Source organism: Alexandriicola marinus (genome assembly GCF_004000435.1).
Lineage (GTDB): Bacteria > Pseudomonadota > Alphaproteobacteria > Rhodobacterales > Rhodobacteraceae > Alexandriicola > Alexandriicola marinus.
In genome coordinates this window covers 369,347-391,723 of the sequence record NZ_RBVZ01000002.1, presented here as the reverse complement: position 1 = coordinate 391,723, position 22,377 = coordinate 369,347, and the positions used below count along the sequence as shown (strand labels likewise).

Here is a 22,377-nt window from a genome sequence, read left to right as displayed (position 1 = left end):
CAGGTATGGAGACATGGCGCGTCAGCTCCCTTCTCTCAACCAGTTGCGGGCTTTCGAGGCCGCCGCCCGTCTGGGCAGTATCAAGGACGGCGCACGCGAGCTTTGCGTTACGCCAACGGCTGTCAGTCACCAGATCAAGGCGCTTGAGGAGGTGCTGGGCCGGTCACTTTTTCACCGGCAGGTGAGGAAGATAACCCTGACCGAAGACGGGCGCCTGCTATCCGCCAAGCTGGGCGACGCCCTTGATCTGATGGAAGAGGCGGTGGAGCCTTTTCGCAGTCATGGCAAGAACCGGACGTTGAGGATCACCGTTGCTCCCTTCTTCGGAAATCGTTGGCTTCTGCCACGGCTGGATGCCTTTCACGCTGCACATGACGGGATCACCGTCGAACCGAGCCTGTCGTTCGACTATGTCGACCTCGGCACTTCGGGGTTCGATGCCGCGGTTCGCTATGGTGACGGTGAATGGGAGGGGCTGACTGCCCACCTTGTGTTCCGAGATACGCTGCGCGTGGTCTGTGCCCCCCAACTGGTCGAAGGGCGGTCTCTGCCGCTGACGCCCGCAGAGGTGCTTGGCCTGCCCCTTGCCGATGCGCGGTGCTGGCCCGAGGACTGGGCCGCCTGGGCCGATGAGGCCGGCGAGGATATCGCTGTGGCTCTCAATCTGACCCGACACGAAAGCCGGGCTTTCATGTTCGACGCGGCGCTATCGGGGCAGGCTGCGATCCTTGCGGATCACCGGATGACCGCCATTGATGAAGATGCCGGGCGACTTGTCTGCCTGTCGCCGATCCGGGTGAAACGGCCCCAGGGTATCTACGTTGTAACTGCCCGGACACGCCCCAACCCGGCGCTTGCCGCCTTTGTCGACTGGTTGCGTGAGGTGGCCGAGGTTCTTCCCCAAACGGTTGCCGACTAGAGCAGATTTCCCGTGGCGACCGATGCTCAGTTCTTCAGCATCCGAAGACCCTTGGTCGTATCGGTGCGCACGGCAAGCCGAAGCCCCGGCTCATCGCCTGCCTTGAGCGCCGCGATGATCAGCTTGTGATGGTAGGGCGGCTCGGAGCGGTTGAGGCGCCCGTAGAGCGCCCGCATGGTGGGACCGAGTTGCAGCCAGACCGTTTCGGTCATCGCAAGGATCGCCGGGGCCTGTGCCCTCAGATAGAGGGTCCGGTGAAACTCGAGGTTCATCCGGATATAGCCCGTGGCATCATGTCGGGCGACCATCTGGCTGACCCTGAGATTGATGTCCTCCAGCCGGTCGATCAGCGCGAGATGCGCGCGGGGCAGAGCCCTCGAGGCAAGTTCCGGCTCCAGCAGCGCGCGCAACGACGCCAGTTCCTCGATCCGCTCGTTCGACAATTCCGGCGTTGCCACGCGGCCCGACGACGACAGCGTCAGCGCACCTTCGGCAACCAGTCGCCGGATCGCCTCTCGCGCCGGTGTCATCGACACGTCGTATTGCTTGCCGATGCCGCGCAGGGTCAGCGCCTCGCCGGGGCCCAATTCGCCATGCATGATGCGGGTGCGCAGGGACTTGTAGACCCTGTCATGCGCCGAGCCGGTCGTGTCGCTGGATCGTGGCAATGCTTTCATCCCTGCATTTGTGATCACGAAATGCGTGCCGGTCAATCGAAACGATATCGATGCAGGGATGGGCCGTCGCGACGGAGCCATGCGCGGTGGCGTGCATACTCCGGACAAAGCTGGCCGCACACCGCCCAGAATGCCGGGGAATGATTGTGTTCGGCCAGATGCGCCACTTCGTGGGCGGCGACGTAGTCGAGGATTTCAGGGGGCGCCATGACAAGGCGCCACGAAAACATCAGATCACCCCGCGATGTGCACGAGCCCCACCGTGATCGCGTGTCCCGCAGGCTGAGCCGACCGAAGGGCCGCCCGAGGGCCGCGCTGTGGCGATCACAGGCCCGTGCCAGCCGTTCGCGGGCCAGCGTCTTGAGAAAGGCCTGCGCGCGCGCGCCAACGCGTGCGGGATCGTCAGGCAGCATCAGCGAGGCGCCGGCCAGTTCCGGTTTGCGACCAGGACCCGGGATCAGGGTGACCGCTTCGCCCTCGATCGGGATCCGGCTGCCAAAGGCCGCAGCCACGGTGTCTTCGACCCGGTCGAGATGACCGCGGATCCAATCGGCCCGATCCTCGGCAAAGGCGATGGCTTCGCGTTCGGCAAGGTGGGCAGGCAAGGTCAGCGTCACCTTTCCGTCCAGCTGCGAGACGCGCAGAGACAGCCGCCGGGCCCGGCCCGAGCGCCTCATTTCGACCTCGATCGGGGGGTTGCCCGACAACCTGTAACGCCCCATATCACCTCTCTGTTCCGTCAATGCGGAACCCCGACGGCAAAAGCCGCGCCAAATGCTTTGACACCCTTCCATGCTTATGGCAGGGGACGCGGATCGCCCGCAAGGTCAGGCCGGTTATCCGGCGACAAGGAACAAAGGAAGACCCTATGCCCAAGGAAGAGTGGGGAACAAAGCGCGTCTGCCCGACAACGGGCAAGAGGTTCTATGACCTGAACGCCAACCCGATCATCAGCCCCTATACCGGCGAGGTGGTCAACATCGAAACCGGCAAGAGCCGGACGATGGTCGCCGATGCCGAAGATGCCCAGAGCAAGAAGGCCAAGGAAACCGAGGTCGAAGAAGATGGCGATCTGCTGATCGACGACGACGACACCGATGCCGATCTGGGCGATGACGTGCTTGATGATGACGATGACGACGATGATGTGTCTCTCGATGACATCGCCGACGTCAGCGCTGACGACGACGATTGATGCTTCGACAGGTCGCGCGAAAACCACTTTCGCGCGCCTGTGATTTTCGCGACGGGCGGGGTCGATTTTCCCTTGATCTCGCCTTCTGCGCCGCTTAGAGAGCGGAACGGTCAGGGGCCTTAGCTCAGTTGGGAGAGCGCTTGCATGGCATGCAAGAGGTCAGGGGTTCGACTCCCCTAGGCTCCACCAAATCCAACTGCTTTTCCAATTGTGCTCAGCCGACGCCGAAGACTGGCGTTGAGCGTCATGCTCCAGGTCTTACTTGATCAGGGCTTGAGAGCCGCTTGCCCGGGTCCGTTCGCCACCGGTGGCGGTGACGATCCAGCTCAGATCGGGCGGTGGAAGCCACCCGTTCAGGGAGGGCGGTTCATCCGGGCAATCTTGGTGAGCCGCGGATCCATTGGGCCGATACAAGGCGCCGCGATGAAGATCGTCGCTATCAGGTGATCCATGGCAGGCGTCAGACCGGTGGCAAGACCCGGTTGGCCGGTTGGGCTCGCTTCAGGCGTCAGCGCTCCCCGTTTCCTGAAGTGCGCCCGCACGGGCAAGTGCAGCTTCCGTCTCGCTCCAGCATTGCTCGAGGTCTTTGCCGAACCGGTCGAGCGGATCGCGGGCCCGGGCGGCGTCCTCAATCTGGACCAGAAGATCGTTCAGCCTGCGGGTTCCGAATACCGCCGCTGATCCAGCCATTCTGTGGGCTTCGTTCGCGATACGTTCAGGATCGGCTCCGCCGGCGGGCAGGTTGGCAAGGCTGGCCTGGAACGCCCGCGCCTCGGTATGAAAATCCCTGAGAACAGCAGCGTATCTTTCAGGTCGCAGGGTGCTGCTCAACGCCATCACCTGCTCCATGTCCAGAAGTTCCAGCATCGCCTGATCGGCCTGATCGGCCGCATCCCCCAGATCAGTAATGCCGTCATGCGTCCTGGTTGCGGCGCCGAGGATTCGGCGCAGCTCTTGGCGGCGCAGGGGCTTGACCAGAATGTCGGTCATGCCTGCGTCGCGAAAGCGTCGGATCTCGTCGGGCAGGGCATGCGCTGTCGTGGCGATGATCGGGATATCGCTATTGATCGCCGGATCGGCGCGGATCATTTCCGTCGCTTCGAGGCCATCAAGCCCCGGCATCGAGATATCCATGAGGATCAGGTCGAACTGACCGTCATGTGCGGCGGCGACACCTTCGCGCCCGTCATGCGCCTCGACGACGCTATGGCCGTCGCGTTCGAGCATTTCGCGCGCGACGAGCCTGTTGATGGGGTTATCCTCAATCAGCAGGACCCGGAGCGGCGGCAGCGCCGGCGCGGCCGGGGCCGCCTCCGGCTCGACATGTTCAGCGGCGTTGGTGGACAGCTGCGTTGCGCTGTCGGGGGCCAGTGGCAGACGCAGCCAGAACACGCTGCCATCGCCCGGTTCGCTTTCGGCGCCAAGTTCACCGCCCAAAGCCCGTGCAAGTCGCTGAGAGATGCCCAGACCGAGCCCGGTGCCCCCCGAGGACCGCCCGTAAGAGGCGTCGATCGTGACGAAGTCCTGAAAGATGCGGTCGATATCCTCTTCTTGAATTCCGATTCCACTGTCGATGACGCGGATTTCCACATCGTCCAGTCCGTCGTGGCATTCGGCCTCGAGCGTGATCGTTCCGTTTGCCGTGAATTTCACCGCGTTCCCGACAAGGTTGACCATGATCTGGCGTATGCGGCCCTCGTCTCCCCAGACATGGTGGAGGCTCGAATCCGGAGGGGTCAGCGTGATGACATTGCCGTTTTCCCGGGCGCGGGCATCCTGGCTGTCGATGACTTCGCGCAGAAGGGCCACAAGGTCGAAGCGGCGGGCGTCGATCCGCAACTTGTCGGCGTCGAGGCGCGAGATTTCGAGAACGTCGTTCACGTGACCCAGAAGCATGTTGCCCGACTTGCGAATGATCTCGAGGTAGTGCTGCGTCGCATCATCGAGCCCGTCCGCGTCGATCAGTTCGAGCGTGCCCAGCATCCCGTTGAGCGGTGTCCGCATTTCGTGGCTCATCACCGCAAGAAGCTCGGCCTTGGATTTCTCCCCGGCGATGGCACGGTCGCGCGCCTCGCGAAGTTCGGTCTCGGCTTTTAGCCGTTTGGAGATATCGCGCATGAACCCGATGATCAGGTGATCATCCGATGATTCGGCAGCGGCAAGGGCGATGTCGACGGGGAAGACTTCGCCCGAGGCGCGCAGGGCGTCCAGCTGGACGATACCCTTGCCGATCACATGGCGTTCTCCCCCTTCAAGGTAGCGGGCCATCCCCCGTTCATGCATGTCGCGCAGGTGTTCGGGAACGATCAGTTCCCCCATCGGGCGACCAAGAGCCGTCTCCTGTGAATAGCCGAAGATGCGTTCTGCTGCGCGGTTGAATTCGACGATACGCCCCTCAAGATCCGTGACGACGATCGCGTCGAGCGAATTGTCCACGATGGTCTGCATGCGATCCTTGGTAAGGCGCAGGTTGTTCGCGGTGACTTCCATGCGTTCAAGGACGCTGAGGAGCAGATAGATCAGAAGGATGAAGGCCAGGAACAGCATCGCCGACAAGAGGGCGATATCGATCAATGTGCCTGAGACGCTGCGGCGACGGTCATCGCTGAGTCGGGAGAAAATCTCGATCCCGGCGATGGCGAACTGGCGCAAATCCGCATGTGCCTGATTTGCGGAAATGGCAAGTTCCGGAAGGAACTCCCTCAGGTCGGCATCCGGACCGTCGATGATCGGAATGGTCCGTTCGAAAAATGCATCAAGCCGTTCTGTCGAACTTTCCACACGGGGATCGACCCGGAGGCTGGCATAGACCGCGCTTTCCTTCAGCGTGGCGACGCGGCTGTAGAGGATGTCGAATCTTATGCGCACCTCTGACAGATCAGGCTCCTCGGCGAGGTGCTGAACCGCGGCCTCTGTCTCGAGGGCCTTGGCTTCGACTTCGGCCTGCGACAGGGTCCATTGCACATTGTCGGAGGAGGCGGTTGCCAACAGACTAAGCTGTTCCCGCACATCGTCGGCGAAATAGATGATGGCAAGGATCATCATCACGGCCAAGAAGGCCATGAGCCGCCTGATTGCGTCGAAATTCGCGATGAACCTGTCCAGCATCGCGCGAGATCACCTGTCTTGTCGGGCTGGCGATTGGGGCCCGTCTAGGGGGATTTCGCTTTCGGCTTTCACTATTCAAACCCTCCTGTGCCATGGGCTGCGATAGTCTTGCACATAGGACTTAACCGATTCGTTCGTCTGGTATGGTTTCGATCACCACATCTGCCTCGGAATGATACGAAAGTATAAGCCCATGACACAAACGATTGCATGGCAGCGGAAGGCGGCGCGTTCAAGGGCCATTTTTGGACAGATAAGCCCCGCCGTCCTCTCGCCACGGCCCTTGTCAGTCTGATTCGGAGACCCGGACCGCCGGGGTGGATTACTCGGCTGCGGTTGGCAGAATCCGTCCCTCGATGAGGTAGCGCAATCCTAGAAAGGCACCGACCCACATCGACGCAAGGGCCACAGGCGCGGTGACGCCAAGCACGGCAAAGGCCGATAGACCCTGACCGATACTGCAGCCCATTGCGACGACGGCGCCCACGCCCATCATCGCCGCCCCGGTCAGCTGACGGCGCAATTCGCGCTGATCGTCACAGGCTTCCCACCGAAAACTGCGCATCCCGAAGCTTCCGAGGATCGCACCGGTCACGACACCCGCGACCGAACCTATGCCGAAGCCCGGTGTCAGCCCGCTCGACAACATGAGGTAGATCATCGATTCGCCCACCGGCGAGGCGAAACTGTGAGAGCGGATTTCGACGGGATCGAACCCGTGTGTCGCCACATAGGACGTGCCAGCATAGCCGGCGGCGATCGCGGCGCCAACGACCAGACCCCACAAGACACGTTTGTCAGGGGCAAGATAGGCCGATGCCGCAAGCACAAGGCCCCCGATGGTCATGCCCAGAAGTTCGATGTCCACACCTGTCCGCGCGGCCATCCCATGCGCGATCCCCGCTGACGCGGGATCGATCGGCTGAAGGGGAAAAAGCGCGACGCGCAGCGGCGCCAGCGGTCCCGAGATCGTGGCCATCGCGGCTAGCCCCATGACGATCACGATGAGGAATGATCGCATTTCGCCGCCGCCCAGGCGGGCCAGCGCGCCGTATCCGCAATTGCCCGATAGCGCCATCCCGACGCCAAAGGTCAGCCCGCCGAGGATTGCGGCCAGCAGACCGGACGTCGTGGTCAGATAGAGGCTCTGCTCGATCCGGATGAGACCGGCATCGGCAAGGGCGAACACCGTCAGAATGGAAAAGCCAAGCGCCGCTCCCCACATCAGCAACCGGGTGGACGAGCGGCCATAATGCCAGTCTTCAAGTGCACCCAAGGTGCAGAATTTGCCGGCTCTGGCCGCAACGCCAAGGGCGAGGCCGCTCAGAAATCCGAACAGCACAAGGGTCCAGCTTTCGCCGAATACGTCGATCATGTCTTCCTCCCTGACCCGGGAGGCAGGTTGGCTAAGGCGCCTCTACCGGGTTATCCATCACTTCTCGGCGTTGCAGAAAAGCGAATAGACGAGTGAAATGATCTGACGTGCGCGATGATCCGTCAAGCTGTAGTAGATATTCTTTCCGTCGCGGCGCGCATCGACCAGACCTTCCAGCCGGAGACGCGACAATTGCTGCGACACGGCGGCCTGCCGGGCAGAGAGCAGACGCTCCAGATCGCTGACGGATTTTTCACCCGTGCAAAGGTAGCACAGGATCATCAGTCGTCCTTCATGGCCGAGCGCCTTCAGGAAATCTGCCGCAGTGCAGGCCTCCTGCGCCATGCGATCAAGGTCTTCCTCGCTCGTTCCGTCGTCAATGACAGGAAGCGAATCCGCACGGAAATCCATGTCGACGTCGGTGGCGGAGGTAGCAGTCATAACCGTCTCGATCTGTAGGATTTACCCTTGGGGACTTAGGTCGATTTCAGCTCTTTCCAACATCAGACCGAGCAAACCCCAAAAGAAGTCTTCTCCAGGATAGCCTTCAATCCGGTCAAGTTCCACTTTGTTTTGCACAAGGATGAAAGTGGGCGTCAGGCGTGGCCGAGATGAAAGGTCATAGGTATCGATCTCGTCCGACCTGATATCGATCATCTTGATCGGTGCGGCCTGCCCCTCGGGCGTGATCGGAAACTCCGGTCCGACCTCCTGCTTCCAGCGCTGACAGTAGATGCAGCCCGCCTCCTCGATCATCAGAAGGCGAAATTCGGCGCGCGCCATCCCGGCGGCCGACAGGGCAAGACCAAGCGCAAGGACCAGTGTCCTGAAAAGGCGCCGCATCGGATCGGCCTTATTTTGATTGACGTGAACCACCACACTTATGATAAAATGAATATTTGAATATACAAGTTTCTTGAGGGAGGATCGCATGTTTGACGTCACTCTTGGCGGTGCCGTTCTTGCGGGTCTGCTGTCGTTCCTGTCGCCCTGTATCCTTCCGATGGTTCCGTTCTACCTTGGCTATCTCGCCGGGACGGGCACCGCCCAGGTTGCCGGGGGTGGCGCCGGAAGGACCGGCTCCTTCATCCAGGGGCGCGCAATTCTCGGGGCGATGTTCTTCGCGGCCGGGATCATCACCGTTTTCGTGGCGCTTGGCGCTTCGGCCTCGCTCGCGGGGCAGGCGCTGCGCGACTGGTTCGATGTCCTGCGCTATGTCGCCGCCGGGCTGATCATCGTGATGGGCCTGCATTTCCTTGGCATCCTGCGGATCGGGTTTCTCTACCGGCAATTCCGGGCCGAACCGGGCGATACCGCGGCGCTGAGCCTGCCCATGGCCTATGTCGTCGGTCTTGCCTTCGCCTTCGGCTGGACGCCCTGCGTCGGCCCGGTCCTTGCCGCGATCCTGTTCACGGCCGCAGGGACCGAGACCGCCTCACGGGGGGCGTGGCTTCTGTTCGCCTATGGCGTCGGAATGACGCTTCCGTTCATCCTGGCGGCCATGTTCGTCGGCCCGTTCCAATCCTTCATGGCGCGGTTTCGCCGCCATCTGGGTGTCGTCGAAAAGGTGACGGGCGTGCTTCTGGTGACCTTCGGCCTTCTGATTGCAACCAACTCCATCAATGCCATCGCGCAATGGATGATCGAGACCTTCCCGATCTTTATGCGGATCGGCTGAACCTCCTGAAAGGACGCGACATGATCCGAACCGTTCTGTTTTCCATTCTGACGGCCTGCTGGGCCGTGACCGCGGGCGCGACCGAGCTGGGTGACGACGGCCTGCACAAGCCCGACTGGCTGCGCGAGACGTTCCTCGATCTGCGAGAGGACCTCGCCGAGGCCGAATCACAGGGCCTCCGGATGATGGTCATCATCGAACAGCGCGGCTGCATCTACTGCACCCGCATGCACGAAGAGGTGTTTCCAGACCCCGCGATCGACGCCTACATCCGGGAAAATTTCTTCGTCGTTCAGCTCAATATGTTTGGGGATCTCGAGGTCACCGACTTCGACGGCGAGGTCATGGCGGAAAAGGATATCGTTCGCCGATGGGGCGCACTCTTCACGCCTACGATCATGTTCTTTCCACACGAGGTAGATCAGGGGCTTACAGCGGCGGAGGCCTCTGTCGCCACGATGCCCGGGGCCTTCGAGAAGGGAACGACGCTGAGCCTTCTGACATGGGTCAACGAGGAATTGTACCTCACCGACGAGCCGTTTCAGAAGTACCTCGCGCGCGTGCTGGCGGAGCGGACCGCGTCGGACTGATATACATTCATAAAAGCAAATATTATGTTGCATGCAAATGTATGCTGTGCTTATCCTCGGACCGAGGCCAGAAAACGGCTCTGAGGGAGGAGAAATGAAAATCAAGCATACATTTGCTGTGGCAGCGATCGTATTGGCCGCTCCGGTTCTTGCGGAAACCGTTTCGCCGGCGGCCGTCGTCTTCGATGAATACGGCGAGGTAGCCCAGTCGCTGACCGGCGTTGCAGGGAACCCCGAGCGTGGCGTCGAAGTGATGACCAATCGCGGCCTTGGTAATTGCATCGCATGCCACATGGTCACCGACCTGCAGGATCATCCGTTCCACGGTGAGGTCGGACCGTCGCTTGACGGCGTCGCGACACGCTGGAGCCCGGAGCAGCTTCGCGGGATCATGGTCAACGCCAAGAACACGTTCCCGGATTCGATCATGCCCGCCTTCTACCATGTGGGCCCCTATATCCGGCCCGGCGATGCCTTCACCGGCAAGGCTGCCGACGGTGAACTTCCGCCGCTTCTGTCGGCCCAGGATATCGAAGATGTCATCGCCTACCTGATGACGCTCGACACGTATTACGACTGATTTTCCCAAGGAGGAGAGAAGGAATGACCCTTACTCGCAGAGATTCTCTCGTGCTCGGCATGGGTGCGCTTACGGCGGGAATGTTCTTGCCGAAGATCGTTCATGCAGCGACCGAAGACGCCATCGCGGCCTTCACCGGTGGTGCGGATATGGGCGAAGGCGGCATCACGCTGACCGCGCCCGAGATCGCCGAGAACGGCAACACGGTTCCGATCGAAGTCAGCGCCCCGGGCGCCGAGGCGATCGTGATCCTCGCGACCGGTAACCCGACACCTGGTGTCGCGACCATCAATTTCGGACCGATGGCCGGAGAGCAATTTGCCTCCACCCGGATCCGCCTTGCCGGAACCCAGGATGTGATGGCTATCGCCCGGATGTCTGATGGCAGCTTCGTGCAGGCCCGTCAGGAAGTCAAAGTGACCATCGGCGGCTGCGGCGGCTGAACGAGAACAGAGGAGACAGAACAATGGCAGACAATGTGAGACCCCGCGTTCGCGTTCCGGATTCCGCGGCAGCTGGCGAAGTCGTATCGATCAAGACGCTTATCAGCCACCCGATGGAAAGCGGCCAGCGCCGTGACGGTGACGGGAACACGATCCCCCGCTCGATCATCAACCGCTTCGTGGCCGCCTATAACGGCGAGACGATCATCGACGTGACGATGGAGCCCGCGATCTCGACCAATCCCTATTTCGAGTTCCAGGCCCTGATCCCCGAATCGGGCACCATGACGTTCACCTGGTACGACGATGACGGGTCTGTCTACGAGGATGCGAAGGATATCGCCGTCGGCTGATCCGGCACAGGGAGGGAGGAAAGCAATGACAAAAAGAACCTTGTTCGCCGGGCTTCTTGCCACGGGAGGCGTGCTTGTCGCCGGCCTTGCGCAGGCGCAGGACATCATCAACGATGAACTGGTCATCAATGGCGACCTGAACATCGTGACACAGGCCCCTGCGGCTGATCACCTCGACTACATGTCGGTCGTCCGGTCGGGTTGGACATTCCGTTCGACCGAGACGCAGGCCATGCAGATGGATGATTTCGACAACCCCGGCATGCTGGGCGTCGAATCCGCGATGAGCGACTTCACGACCGCGATGGGGGCCGATGGCGAAAGCTGTGCCTCTTGCCATGACGGGCCCGAAAGCCTGTCGAACGTGCGGGCCACCTATCCCCAGTGGGACGAGGAACATGGCGAGGTCCAGACCGTCGAGATGCAGGTCAACGAATGCATCACCGAACGGATGGGCGCCGAGCCGTGGGGCTACAATTCCACCGAGATGATCAACATGTCGGGCCTGATTTCGTGGGCCGGCCGGGGCGAGATCGTCGACATCGCGATCGACGGTCCGGCTCAGGAGACGTGGCAAATGGGTAAGGACCTCTACTACACCCGCACCGGTCAGCTCGAGTTGAGCTGCGCGAATTGTCACGAAGACAACTATGACAACTACATCCGCGCCGACCACCTGAGCATGGGCATGCTGACAGGCTTCCCGACCTACCGGCTCAAGGATGCGCGGCTTGTCTCGGTTCATTCGCGGTTCCGCGGCTGCATCCGCGACACACGGGCCGAAACCTATGCGGTTGGCAGCCCCGAATTCGTCGCGCTCGAGCTTTATGTCATGTCGCGTGGCAACGGTCTGTCCGTCGAAGGCCCCGCCGTCCGCAACTGATCCTGAAGGCCCGCGTTCCGCAAGGCACGCGGGCCTTTTACCCTCTTACGCATTCAAACAAAGGAATGTGAGAACGCCATGATTTCCCGCCGTCATTTCCTGCAGGCTTCCATCGCTGCTTCTGCGCTGTATGGCGCATCCGGCTTTGGCAACTGGTCCCGACTGTCCGCCCAACAGGCCCTCACGCAGGATGACCTGATCGGAACGGGTGGCCCCGGCAACGTGACGCTTGTCCATATTACCGACATTCATGCCCAGACCCAGCCGATCTGGTTCCGCGAACCCGAGATCAATCTCGGCGTGGGCGATGTGGGGGGCAAACCGCCCCACGTGACAGGAGCCGATTTCCGGCAGATGTTCGGCATCGAAAAGGGCAGCGCGATGGATTACGCGCTGACCTATGACGATTTCGTCGCACTGGCCCGCGGCTACGGCAAGATGGGCGGCTTCGACAGGATTTCCACCGTCGTCAAGGCGATCAAGGCCGAGCGCGAGGATGCCCTTGTTCTCGACGGTGGCGACACGTGGCAGGGCTCTCTCCCGGCTCTGCGCACGGAAGGGGCGGACATGGTCCGCCTGTTCAACGCGCTCGGCACCGATGCAATGACGGCCCACTGGGAATTCACGCTCGGCATCGACCGGCTGACCCAGATCGTCGAAAACGAGCTGAACCATCCCTTCCTCGGCGCCAATATCTTTGACGCCGAATGGGACGAGCCTGCCTATGAACCCTACAAGATGTTCGAACGCGGCGGTGTGCAGGTCGCGGTGATCGGACAGGCGTTCCCCTATATGCCGATCGCCAATCCGGGCTGGATGTTCCCGGGGTTGAGCTTTGGTGTGCGCGAGGAGCGCATGGCCGAGGTTGTGGCCGAGGCGCGGGGCGCCGGGGCGGAACTTGTGGTGGTCCTGTCGCACAACGGTTTTGACGTCGATCGCAAGATGGCCGGCAATGTCGATGGCATCGACGTGATCCTGACCGGCCACACCCATGACGCAATCCCCGAGCCCGTTCAGGTGAACAACACCTTCCTGATTGCGTCGGGCAGCAACGGCAAGTTCGTCTCCCGCATCGACCTCGATGTGCGTGACGGCGGGATGAAAGGCATCACCCACCGGCTGATCCCGATCTTCTCGGACGTGATCGCGCCGGACCCGGAGATGACCGCACTCGTGAATGAGATCCGCGCGCCCTTCGCCGACGAAATGTCCGAGGTCATCGGACAAAGCGGATCGCTCCTCTACCGGCGCGGCAATTTCAACGGCACATGGGATGACCTGATCTGCAATGCGCTGATCGAGGAACGCGAGGCCGACATCGCGCTGAGCCCGGGCTTCCGCTGGGGTCCGACCGTGATGCCCGACAGCGACATCACCCGCGAGGATATCTTCAACGCCACCGCGATGAGCTATCCCAACGCCTACCGGTCCGAGATGACGGGCGAATTCCTCCATACGATCATCGAGGACGTGGCCGACAACCTGTTCAACCCCGATCCCTATTATCAGCAGGGCGGCGACATGGTCCGCATCGGCGGCATGGGCTACCGGATCGATATCTCCAAGCCGCAGGGCGAACGCATCACCGAGATGACGCTGCTGAAGACAGGCGAACGGATCGATCCGGGCAAGACGTATATCGTCTCTGGCTGGGCGAGCGTGAACGAGGGCACCGAAGGCCCGCCCATCTGGGAGGTGGTCGAGAACCACATCCGCAAGCAGGGCACAGTGAATATCGATCCAAATCAAAGTGTCGAGGTGGTGGCGGGCTAGGCCACCACAGGACGAGGAGACCGGACATGACAGACAGAACCGATCCGTCCCGCCGCAGGTTCCTGACCGGAGCGCTGGCCGCAGGTGGTGCGGTGGCCGCGACAAAGGTGGCGGCGCAAGCGGGCGATCCCGCGATTACGGACATAAGCCAGCAACCCTGGTCGCAATACCTGGGCCCGGGCGTGGATGCAGCCCCCTACGGCGTGCCGTCGCCGCACGAGGCGCATGTGGTCCGCCGCAACGTCGAATGGCTGACCGCCGACACTGTGTCGTCGATCAACTTCACGCCGCTGCACGAGCTTGACGGCATCATCACGCCCAATGGCCTGTGCTTCGAACGGCACCATGGTGGTGTGGCCGAGGTCGATCCCGGCATGTACCGGCTGATGATCAATGGTCTGGTGGACACGCCTCTTGTCTTCACGCTCGAGGATCTGATGCGTTTCCCGCGGGAGAACCATGCCTACTTCCTTGAATGCGCGGCGAACACGGGCATGGAATGGCGCGGCGCCCAGCTTAACGGCTGCCAGTTCACCCACGGCATGATCCACAACGTCATGTATACGGGCATCCCGCTGCGCATCCTGCTGGAACAGGCCGGAGTCAAGACGAACGGAAAATGGATCCTGCCCGAAGGCGCAGACGCCGCCGGCATGACCCGGTCGATCCCGATGGAAAAGGCGCTCGACGACTGCCTTGTCGCCTTCAAGATGAACGGCGAGGCGCTGCGCCCCGAACAGGGCTATCCCGTCCGGCTGGTCGTGCCGGGCTGGGAAGGCAACATGTGGGTCAAATGGCTGCGCCGCATCGAAGTGGGCGACGAGCCGTGGCACCACCGCGAGGAAACCTCGAAATACACCGACCTGCTGGAAAACGGGCAGGCCCGGCGGTTCACATGGGAGATGGACGCCAAGTCCGTCATCACCAATCCGAGCCCTCAGGCGCCGCTCACCCACGGGCCGGGGCCGACGGTTCTCACCGGCGTCGCATGGTCGGGCAGGGGCACCATCCCGCGCGTCGATGTCACCATCGACGGGGGCAAGAACTGGCACATGGCGCGCATGTCGGGGCCCAGCTTCACCAAGTCGATGCACCGCTTCTATTTCGAATTCGAGTGGGACGGCTCGCCTCTTCTGCTGCAAAGCCGGGCGCATGATTCCACCGGATATGTGCAGCCCACCAAGGACATGCTGCGCGAGATTCGCGGCGAGAATTCGATCTACCACAATAACGGTATCCAGACCTGGTACGTGAACGAGCAGGGAGTCGCTGAAAATGTCGAAATTTCTTAACATCTTCGCGCCTGCCATTGGGGGGGTCGGTCTGGTCCTGGGCGCAGCCTACGCGATCCCGATGAAGAACTACCGCGCTCAGGAAGCGGCCCTTGCCATGGAGCAGGCCGCCGCGGCCGAGGCGCGCGCCGCCGCCGCAGAGGAGCGCATCGCCCAAGAGGCTGCCCGTGCCGCCGAAGAGATCGCGGCCCTGCAAGCGGTCGCCGCGACAGCGGGCCCGTCGGACAGCGGTGCCCCCGCACCGCTCGGTGTTTCTTATGCGCTGGGCCGCGAGGCCCTGCCGGAAGAGGTAAGCGCTTGGGATATCGATATTCGCCCCGATGGTCAGGGTCTGCCTGTCGGTTCGGGCGATGTCTGGACGGGTGAGGAAATCTGGATCGAGAAATGCGCCGCCTGTCACGGCGATTTCGGTGAGGCCGTGGGCCGCTGGCCAGTCATCGCGGGCGGCGAGGGCAGTCTTGCCTCGGACGATCCGGTCAAGACCGTCGGTTCCTACTGGCCTTACCTCTCGACCGTCTGGGATTACGTCCACCGGGCGATGCCCTTTGGCGAAGCACAGAGCCTGACGGATGACGAGGTCTATGCGCTGGTCGCCTATATCCTCTATTCCAACTACGTGGTTGATGACGACTTCACCCTGTCGAACGAGAACTTCACCGAAGTGGTGATGCCCAACGCGGGCGGGTTCTTCATGGATGACCGGGCCGAGGCGGAATACCCGGCCTTCACGGCAGAGCCTTGCATGGAAAACTGCAAGGACAGCGTCGAGATCACGGCACGCGCCATGGTTCTCGATGTGACGCCGGACGATCCGACCAATGTCACGCCAACCGCCGCCGAGCCGATGACCGAGGCTACCGCGGAACCCGAGGCCGAGATGGCCGAGGCCGAAGAGGCCCCGGCGGAAGAGATGGTGACGACCGCTTCTGTCGATCCGGCTCTTGTCGCCGAAGGGGAAGGCGTGTTCCGCCGCTGCTCGTCCTGCCACCAGATCGGCGAGGGTGCGGTCAACCGGACCGGTCCGCATCTGAACGGCATCATGGGCCGCGGCATTGGCGTGATGGAGGATTTCCGCTACTCAAATGTCATGGCGGAGGCCGGTGCAGAGGGGCGTGTCTGGTCGGAAGACGAGATGGCCGCCTTCCTCGCCGATCCGCGCGGCTACATGCGCGGGACGAAGATGGCCTTCGCCGGTCTGCGGAGCGAGGAGGAGATCACGGCCCTCATCGCCTATCTGACCGCCGAAGGAGGCTGATATGCGTTTGGCGCTTGTGACCGGGTTATTCGGGTTCATCCCAGCGATGGCGATCGCCCAGCCGATGGGTGATCCCGAAGCTGGAGAGCAACTCTACAGGGCCTGTGCCACATGCCACGAAATCGGAGAAGGGGCCCGCAACCGGGCGGGCCCTCACCTTACCGGGATCGTTGGTCGGGCCGCAGGCGCGATCGAGGGGTTCCGCTATTCGTCCGCGATCGGTGCCTCCGGGCTGGTTTGGGATGTCGATATGCTCAGCCGCTATATCGAGGATCCGCAAGGTACTATGCCCGGCACGCGGATGGCTTATCGGGGGATGGCTGATAGTCAGCAAAGGTCTGATCTCATTGCCTATCTGGCCAGTTTCGAGGCGGAGGAAGTGGCCATCCCCTTTGAGCTGAGCCCCGAAGCTGCGGCCGTCCTCGCCGTTGCGCCGGACATGGCCTACGGAGAATACCTGTCAGCGGAATGCACCGCCTGCCATGCGGCGGGGGACGCCGGAATACCGAAGATCGAAGGACTTGATCCTGAGCTCTTTGTTACTGCTATGGTGGAGTACCGGTCCGGAGAGCGCACGCATCAGGTGATGGAAATGGTTTCGGGTAGGTTGGGGGACGAGGAAATCGCCTCGCTCGCCGTGTTTTTTCAAAAGGCCCAATGAAGGCTAAAACCGGGAGGTTCATGTGAAAATCAACAGACGGAGTTTCATAGGTTCGGCAGCAGCCGGCGTCGGTGTGATGTCGGCGCCGATGGTAATGGGGGCCGCTCATGGCACGCCAAACGTGGTCGTGATCGGTGGCGGCGCAGGCGGTGCGACGGCGGCACGTTACATCGCCCGTGATGGTGGCGATCAGGTGAACGTCACCCTGATCGAGCCCACGCGCACGTATTACACCTGTTTCTTTTCCAACCTGTATATCGGCGGCTTCCGCACGATGGAGAGCCTTGGCCATTCCTATGGCACGCTGGCGTCCGAATACGGGATCAACGTGGTTCATGACTGGGCGGTCGGCGTCGACCGGGACGCCAAGACCGTCGCGCTCGCAGGTGGCGGGTCGGTGCCCTATGACAAGCTGATCCTCAGCCCCGGCATCGATTTTGTCGACGGCGCTGTTCCCGGCTGGGACGTCTCGGCGCAGAACGCGATGCCGCATGCCTACAAGGCCGGATCGCAGACCGAACTGCTCAAGGCGCAGGTCATGTCCATGCGTGAGGGGGGCACCTATTGCATGGTCGCGCCGCCGAACCCCTATCGCTGCCCGCCGGGACCGTATGAGCGGGTGTCTATGGTGGCCCACCAACTCAAGCAGACCAACCCGACGGCCAAGATCCTGATCGTCGATCCGAAGGAAGGCTTTTCCAAGCAGGGCCTCTTCGAGCAGGGCTGGGAACGGCATTATTCGGGGATGATCGAACGCATCGGCCCGGATTTCGGCGGTGCCAATGTCGAGGTCGACCCGGCGGCGATGACCGTGACGATCGACGGCGTGGTCGAGAATGTCGATGTCTGCAATGTCATCCCGGCACAGCGGGCGGGCAAGATCGCCCATGATGCCGGCGTGACCGATGGCAACTGGGCCCCTGTCGAGGCCTTCGCGCTGACCTCGAAGATGGATCCGGCGATTCACGTGCTGGGCGATTCGGCGGCGCAGGGCGACATGCCGAAATCCGGCTTCTCGGCCAACAGCCAGGCCAAGGTCTGTGCCAATGCCGTGGTGGGTGAACTGACCGGCAGCCGGGTCTTCCCGGCGCGGTTCTCGAACACCTGCTGGTCGCTGATCGACACCGAAGACGGTGTGAAGGTCGGCGCGGCCTACGAGCCGACCGAAGAAAAGATCGCCAGCACCGGCGGCTTTGTCAGCCAGACCGACGAGACCGCGGAAGTGCGCGCCCAGACCTATCAGGAAAGCCTTGGTTGGTACGACGCGATCGTCAGCGACATGTTCGGTTGATCTAGATCATGGCGGGCCGGGGAAACCCGGCCCGTAATGCCCGAAGTGAAAGGGAGCATGACATGAAAATCCATCTCGCCGCAGCGCTCTGCCTGTTGTCCGGTCCGGCTTTCGCGGATGACCCGATCATCCATGCCTTTGACGGGGCGTTCGACGATGCAACCTTTGCCGTGGAGAATGCCATTATCGGCAGAGGGCTCGTCATCGACTATACCAGCCATGTGGGCGAGATGCTCAACCGGACCGGTGAGGATGTCGGTTCGGATGAGATGATTTTTTCCCAGGCGGATGTCTTTCTCTTCTGTTCGGCTGTCGTGAGCCGCGAAGTGATGGAAGCCGATCCCATGAACATTCAGCATTGCCCCTATGGAATCTTCGTCACAGAGATGGGCGATGAGGTGCTGATCGGGCACCGGGACTATCCCGATGGTGCCATGCAGGTCGTCGAAGACCTGCTGGAAGAAATCGTAATGGAGGCCATCGGAGAATGAGCTTTACGCCTGACGCATATTTCCGTGCCGAGCTGGATCGTCTGAAAGACGAAGGGAATTATCGCCATTTCGCGGATATGGAACGCAAGCGGGGTGCCTTTCCGCGCGCGCTCAACCGCGATGGCGATAATGAACGCGATGTCACGGTCTGGTGTTCGAACGATTATCTCGGCATGGGCCAGCACCCCGATGTTCTGGCCGCGATGCACGAGGCGCTTGACCGGACCGGCGCCGGCGCTGGCGGGACGCGCAATATTTCCGGCACGACCCACGCCCATGTGGAACTGGAGGCCGAGCTGGCCGATCTGCATGGCAAGGAGGCGGCCTTGCTGTTCACCTCCGGCTATGTGTCGAACTGGGCGACGCTGGGCACGTTGGGGGCGAAGATCCCCGGTCTCGTGATCCTGTCTGACAGTCTCAACCATGCCTCGATGATCGAAGGCATCCGCCATTCCAAGGCGGACCGGATCATCTGGAAGCATAACGACCTTGCCGATCTGGAGCGGCACCTTGCCGCGCTTCCTGCCGAGGCGCCCAAGCTGATCGCCTTTGAATCGGTCTATTCCATGGACGGCGATATCGCCCCGATTGCCGAGATTTGTGATCTGGCCGACAAATACGGCGCGATGACCTATCTCGACGAGGTTCACGCGGTGGGCCTGTATGGTCCGCGAGGCGGCGGCGTGGCCGAGCGCGAAGGGCTGATGCATCGGCTGACCGTCATCGAGGGCACGCTGGGCAAGGCCTACGGCGTGGTCGGCGGCTATATCGCGGCGTCCGCCGCGCTGGTCGACTTCGTCCGGTCCTTCGCAAGCGGATTCATCTTTACCACGGCGCTGCCCCCGGCGGTGGCTGCAGGCGCGCTGGCCAGCGTGCGGCACCTCAAGGCGTCGGCCTCCGAGCGCGCGGCACAGCAGGCCAAGGTCGCCGAGGTCCGTGCCGGGCTGGATCGCATGGGCATCCCGCATATCGAGAACCCCTCCCATATCATCCCTGTCATGGTCGGAGATCCGGTCAAATGCCGGTGGATTTCGGACGTGCTGTTGCGCGATCACGGGGTCTACATCCAGCCGATCAACTATCCCACCGTGCCCAAGGGCACCGAACGGCTGCGGATCACGCCGTCGCCCGTGCATTCCGAGGCGGACATCGCCCATCTGTTGTCCGTGCTGGGCGCGCTTTGGGAGCAATGTCAGCTGGCCCGTGTGCCGATGGCGGCGCAATAGGTTTAGGGTTTGCCCCGATGAAACAAGGGCCCGCCGATGGCGGGCCCTTGTTCGTTCTGGCCAGAACTTGTCAGGCGGGCGTAAAGGTGTAGCCCTCCGCCACGGATGCGATCTTGCCGATCCCACCCTCGGGCAGATGGAAGCCGACCATCGTCTCTCCGCTTGCCGAAAGCTCCTCGAGCAGGGTCATGCGGGTGGTAATCCCCGTTGCGCCATCCTGATCTGCGGGCGAGACCCATTCCGGGCGGGCAAGGGCCAGATGACCATTGCCGATCGCATCGCCCACGACGAGGGCGGTCTGACCGCCATCCGCGATCCGGAACGCCATGTGACCGGGCGTGTGCCCCGGCGTCGCAACGGCCGTTATGCCGGGCACGACCTCGTCTCCGTCGCCGAAAAGCGCCATGTCAGAGCCGATGATATCCAACCGGCGCAGCGCGCCGGCGGCAAAGCTTTGACGGGCCTCACCAATCGTGTTGATGGTGTTCGGATCCATCCAATAGTCATGTTCCCTGCCGCCCATGAAATGTTGGGCGGAATAGAACGTCGGCTCGTCGAAATCGTCGATGATGCCCCAGATGTGGTCAGGGTGCCCATGGGTCATCAGGACGTGGGTGATGTCATCGGGCGTCAGCCCCGCGGCATCGAGCGAGTCCCACAGCGTGCCGGCCGACGGCATGAAATCGGGGCCCGATCCTGCGTCGAACAGCACGGTCATGTCATCCTTCTGCCAGACCGCGAGGTTGCAGGGGCTGCGGAAATCCTCCATCGAATACCCGGCCTCTTCGATGATCGGCACGGCATCGTCTTCGGACAGGTCGCCGATGACGAAACTGCGTGGCAAGGCGAGATAGCCATCCGAAACTGTCGTCAGCGTTCCCCCGCCAACCATCATCTGGGCCACGGTCTTCGTGGGGAGCCAGGGCAGTGCCAGGGCAGGTGCACCAGCGAGGGCCGTTTGCATGAAGCGGCGTCTGTTCACGTCTTCCTCCCATTCACATTATGTAATGAGAATATGTTGTTGCGTTCCCGAACGCAATCCGAACCTCGCCCTGCCCGGGACGACCCGCCGGAAATCCGGTAGTTTGAAATCGCGGCAGATGCGCTAGAACGGCTCCTGAAGTTCATTGCACGTTTGGTATTCTGGAGTTTGATATGCGTTTTGTTACCGGTCTGGTCGCAGCTTGTGCGATCTCGGTCCTGTCTGTCCCGGCGCAGGCGCAGGAGCTTGATCTCACAATCACCGACCCCGACGAGATCGCGGCACAATGCGGCGGCGATGCAGTGGCGGGCCGGGAATTGTTCGACAATTGTACCGCCTGTCACCAGATCGGCGTAGATGCCGAACATACGACCGGACCCCATCTGCAAGAGATGTTCGGTCGGACAATCGCCTCGGTCGAGGGGTTCGACTATTCCGACCTGCTGTTGCAGGCGGGCGCCCAGGGCACGATCTGGGAAAGAGAGACATTGCACGCCTATCTTTCCGACCCGGTGTCCCTGTTTCCCGGATATGCAGTCGAACACCCGGTTGTTGCCGCCCAACAGGATCGCAATGATCTGCTGACCTTCCTGCGGACACATACCCTGCCTCCGCCACCCGCCATCGGCGAAGTCGAAGTGCCCGAGGCGGTTCTCGCGATGGAGGGGGACTTGGCCTATGGGGAGTTTCTGTCCTTCGAATGCGCGGGCTGTCACCAGGGCGCGTGGGACGCCGGCGGGACGGGTGTGAACGGCTGGCCCCGGGATGGGATGATCACGATTCTGTTCGAATACCGTGCGCGGGCGCGGACCAATGCCCAGATGCAGCTTGCCGTCGCCCGCATGTCTGACGAGGAGATCGTGTCTTTGGCCGAATACTTTGCGCAGGCTCAATAGCCCGGGTCAGAAGTTGAACCATGCCTGCAGGCCGGCCGCACCGCCACCATCGCCAGTCAGGGCCTGCGTATAGCTGGCCCGTAGGCTGACGCGATCATTCAGGTGATAGACGACAGAGGGGCTGATCTTGGCATAGAAATCAAGCTCGAGCCCAAGGCCGGCTTCGGCGCTCAGGAGACCTGTCCACGTGTCGTTGAAACGATAGCCGGAGGTCAGGGTCAATTTCTCCTGGAACTTGCCGATGGTGGAGCCGAAGGTCATGGCGTAATCTGTCGACACCCAGCCCCAATCCGCACCCCGCCCCCAGTGCAGCCCCAACCGGAAGGTCTGGTCAGTGGCGCCGGTGGGTATCCTTGTCAAACCCGCGGCCACGGATACCGCGGTTCTGGACGGACGGTCGAGCGAGCCAAAGCTGAGTTGTGCAAATCCAAGCAGGCTTCCCGCCGTGCCCTTGTCTGCGGTGTAGCCATCAATGCCGAGCGTGATACGCGGTGTAAGCCCGTATTCCAGATAGAGCGTCGGATCGTAATAGACCGGCCGCGCCGCATCCCCGAAAAGAACCACATTGCCACCCGCCGCCGCAAAGAATGTGCCCTCCTCACGTGGCCAGGCACCGGCGAGCGACGTCTTTCCGCCGGCAACCCAAAGGCAGAATATGGCAATGAGAAAGGCGAACCGTCGCATGTTGTCCCACGCTTGCCGAGCATGG

Annotated in this window: 24 protein-coding genes and 1 tRNA gene; 17 read left to right on the top strand and 8 right to left on the bottom strand. The window is 62.0% G+C overall.

Features of this window, described 5'->3' with window-relative positions; genetic code table 11:
• Positions 1-13: 13 nt before the first annotated feature.
• On the top strand, positions 14-919 hold the full coding sequence (locus tag EP376_RS08290) for a LysR substrate-binding domain-containing protein (protein ID WP_127655090.1): 906 nt from the start codon (positions 14-16) through the stop codon (positions 917-919).
• 26 nt (positions 920-945) lie between these two features.
• On the opposite strand, the gene EP376_RS08285 is transcribed toward EP376_RS08290, so the two are convergent.
• Together EP376_RS08285 and EP376_RS08280 are read right to left on the bottom strand one after the other, a co-directional pair.
• Positions 946-1,596, bottom strand: a complete 651-nt coding sequence (locus EP376_RS08285) for a GntR family transcriptional regulator (protein WP_127655089.1) — start codon at positions 1,594-1,596, stop codon at positions 946-948.
• A 32-nt stretch (positions 1,597-1,628) separates the two neighbouring features.
• Entirely contained in the window at positions 1,629-2,318 is a 690-nt protein-coding gene (locus tag EP376_RS08280) for a M48 family metallopeptidase (RefSeq protein WP_127655088.1), read from the bottom strand.
• Positions 2,319-2,464: 146 nt separating this feature from the next.
• Between EP376_RS08280 and EP376_RS08275 the strand changes: the two genes are divergently transcribed.
• Together EP376_RS08275 and EP376_RS08270 are read left to right on the top strand one after the other, a co-directional pair.
• Positions 2,465-2,791 carry a TIGR02300 family protein gene (locus EP376_RS08275; RefSeq protein WP_127655087.1) on the top strand — a complete coding sequence of 109 codons (327 nt, stop codon included), beginning with the start codon at positions 2,465-2,467 and terminating at the stop codon, positions 2,789-2,791.
• A gap of 113 nt (positions 2,792-2,904) precedes the next feature.
• A tRNA-Ala gene (locus tag EP376_RS08270) sits at positions 2,905-2,980 on the top strand.
• 312 nt (positions 2,981-3,292) lie between these two features.
• Here the strand turns inward: EP376_RS08270 and EP376_RS08265 are convergent.
• The 4 genes from EP376_RS08265 to EP376_RS08250 form a co-directional block, all read right to left on the bottom strand.
• Positions 3,293-5,899 carry an ATP-binding protein gene (locus tag EP376_RS08265; RefSeq protein ID WP_127655086.1) on the bottom strand — a complete coding sequence of 869 codons (2,607 nt, stop codon included), beginning with the start codon at positions 5,897-5,899 and terminating at the stop codon, positions 3,293-3,295.
• A 322-nt stretch (positions 5,900-6,221) separates the two neighbouring features.
• Entirely contained in the window at positions 6,222-7,274 is a 1,053-nt protein-coding gene (locus EP376_RS08260; protein WP_127655085.1) for a YeeE/YedE family protein, read from the bottom strand.
• 57 nt (positions 7,275-7,331) lie between these two features.
• A complete protein-coding gene (locus tag EP376_RS08255) occupies positions 7,332-7,715 on the bottom strand; it encodes an ArsR/SmtB family transcription factor (protein ID WP_238928696.1) in 384 nt (127 codons plus the stop codon).
• Between the two features lie 21 nt (positions 7,716-7,736).
• Entirely contained in the window at positions 7,737-8,207 is a 471-nt protein-coding gene (locus tag EP376_RS08250; RefSeq protein WP_238928695.1) for a thioredoxin domain-containing protein, read from the bottom strand.
• On the opposite strand from EP376_RS08250, the gene EP376_RS08245 reads away from it, so the two are divergent.
• The 13 genes from EP376_RS08245 to hemA all read left to right on the top strand — a co-directional run bounded on the left by EP376_RS08245 (position 8,206) and on the right by hemA (position 19,790).
• Positions 8,206-8,952 carry a cytochrome c biogenesis CcdA family protein gene (locus tag EP376_RS08245; protein WP_127655084.1) on the top strand — a complete coding sequence of 249 codons (747 nt, stop codon included), beginning with the start codon at positions 8,206-8,208 and terminating at the stop codon, positions 8,950-8,952. The genes EP376_RS08250 and EP376_RS08245 overlap by 2 nt on opposite strands.
• Before the next feature lie 20 nt (positions 8,953-8,972).
• Complete coding sequence (locus EP376_RS08240; protein WP_127655083.1) at positions 8,973-9,542, top strand: thioredoxin family protein; 570 nt, start codon at positions 8,973-8,975, stop codon at positions 9,540-9,542.
• A gap of 94 nt (positions 9,543-9,636) precedes the next feature.
• Positions 9,637-10,122, top strand: a complete 486-nt coding sequence (gene soxX, locus EP376_RS08235; protein WP_127655082.1) for a sulfur oxidation c-type cytochrome SoxX — start codon at positions 9,637-9,639, stop codon at positions 10,120-10,122.
• A gap of 23 nt (positions 10,123-10,145) precedes the next feature.
• Positions 10,146-10,565, top strand: coding sequence for a thiosulfate oxidation carrier protein SoxY (gene soxY / locus EP376_RS08230; RefSeq protein ID WP_127655081.1), 420 nt, complete (start codon positions 10,146-10,148; stop codon positions 10,563-10,565).
• A 23-nt stretch (positions 10,566-10,588) separates the two neighbouring features.
• Positions 10,589-10,918: a thiosulfate oxidation carrier complex protein SoxZ gene (soxZ, locus tag EP376_RS08225; RefSeq protein ID WP_127655080.1), complete on the top strand. Its 330-nt coding sequence runs from the start codon at positions 10,589-10,591 to the stop codon at positions 10,916-10,918.
• 25 nt (positions 10,919-10,943) lie between these two features.
• Complete coding sequence (gene soxA / locus EP376_RS08220) at positions 10,944-11,801, top strand: sulfur oxidation c-type cytochrome SoxA (protein WP_127655079.1); 858 nt, start codon at positions 10,944-10,946, stop codon at positions 11,799-11,801.
• A 78-nt stretch (positions 11,802-11,879) separates the two neighbouring features.
• Positions 11,880-13,574, top strand: coding sequence for a thiosulfohydrolase SoxB (gene soxB, locus EP376_RS08215; RefSeq protein ID WP_127655078.1), 1,695 nt, complete (start codon positions 11,880-11,882; stop codon positions 13,572-13,574).
• A 26-nt stretch (positions 13,575-13,600) separates the two neighbouring features.
• Positions 13,601-14,866, top strand: a complete 1,266-nt coding sequence (gene soxC / locus EP376_RS08210) for a sulfite dehydrogenase (RefSeq protein WP_127655077.1) — start codon at positions 13,601-13,603, stop codon at positions 14,864-14,866.
• The gene (locus EP376_RS08205) at positions 14,850-16,121 is read left to right on the top strand and encodes a c-type cytochrome (protein WP_127655076.1); all 1,272 of its coding nucleotides are present in this window, start codon (positions 14,850-14,852) and stop codon (positions 16,119-16,121) included. The genes soxC and EP376_RS08205 overlap by 17 nt, the downstream gene beginning before the upstream one ends.
• A 1-nt stretch (position 16,122) precedes the next feature.
• Positions 16,123-16,782, top strand: a complete 660-nt coding sequence (locus tag EP376_RS08200) for a c-type cytochrome (RefSeq protein WP_127655075.1) — start codon at positions 16,123-16,125, stop codon at positions 16,780-16,782.
• Between the two features lie 22 nt (positions 16,783-16,804).
• Positions 16,805-18,073: an NAD(P)/FAD-dependent oxidoreductase gene (locus tag EP376_RS08195; RefSeq protein WP_127655074.1), complete on the top strand. Its 1,269-nt coding sequence runs from the start codon at positions 16,805-16,807 to the stop codon at positions 18,071-18,073.
• A 62-nt stretch (positions 18,074-18,135) separates the two neighbouring features.
• Positions 18,136-18,564 (top strand): DUF302 domain-containing protein, encoded by a 429-nt coding sequence (locus EP376_RS08190; RefSeq protein WP_127655073.1) that lies wholly within the window; start codon positions 18,136-18,138, stop codon positions 18,562-18,564.
• Positions 18,561-19,790, top strand: a complete 1,230-nt coding sequence (gene hemA / locus EP376_RS08185) for a 5-aminolevulinate synthase (protein WP_127655072.1) — start codon at positions 18,561-18,563, stop codon at positions 19,788-19,790. Before EP376_RS08190 ends, hemA begins: the two co-directional genes overlap by 4 nt.
• Positions 19,791-19,860: 70 nt before the next feature.
• Here hemA and EP376_RS08180 read toward each other — a convergent pair whose 3' ends face one another.
• Complete coding sequence (locus tag EP376_RS08180; protein WP_240652444.1) at positions 19,861-20,772, bottom strand: MBL fold metallo-hydrolase; 912 nt, start codon at positions 20,770-20,772, stop codon at positions 19,861-19,863.
• Positions 20,773-20,945: 173 nt separating this feature from the next.
• On the opposite strand from EP376_RS08180, the gene EP376_RS08175 reads away from it, so the two are divergent.
• The gene (locus EP376_RS08175) at positions 20,946-21,668 is read left to right on the top strand and encodes a c-type cytochrome (protein WP_127655071.1); all 723 of its coding nucleotides are present in this window, start codon (positions 20,946-20,948) and stop codon (positions 21,666-21,668) included.
• A 6-nt stretch (positions 21,669-21,674) separates the two neighbouring features.
• Here the strand turns inward: EP376_RS08175 and EP376_RS08170 are convergent, their stop codons facing one another.
• Positions 21,675-22,352, bottom strand: a complete 678-nt coding sequence (locus EP376_RS08170) for a hypothetical protein (RefSeq protein WP_127655070.1) — start codon at positions 22,350-22,352, stop codon at positions 21,675-21,677.
• Between the last annotated feature and the right edge of the window lie 25 nt (positions 22,353-22,377).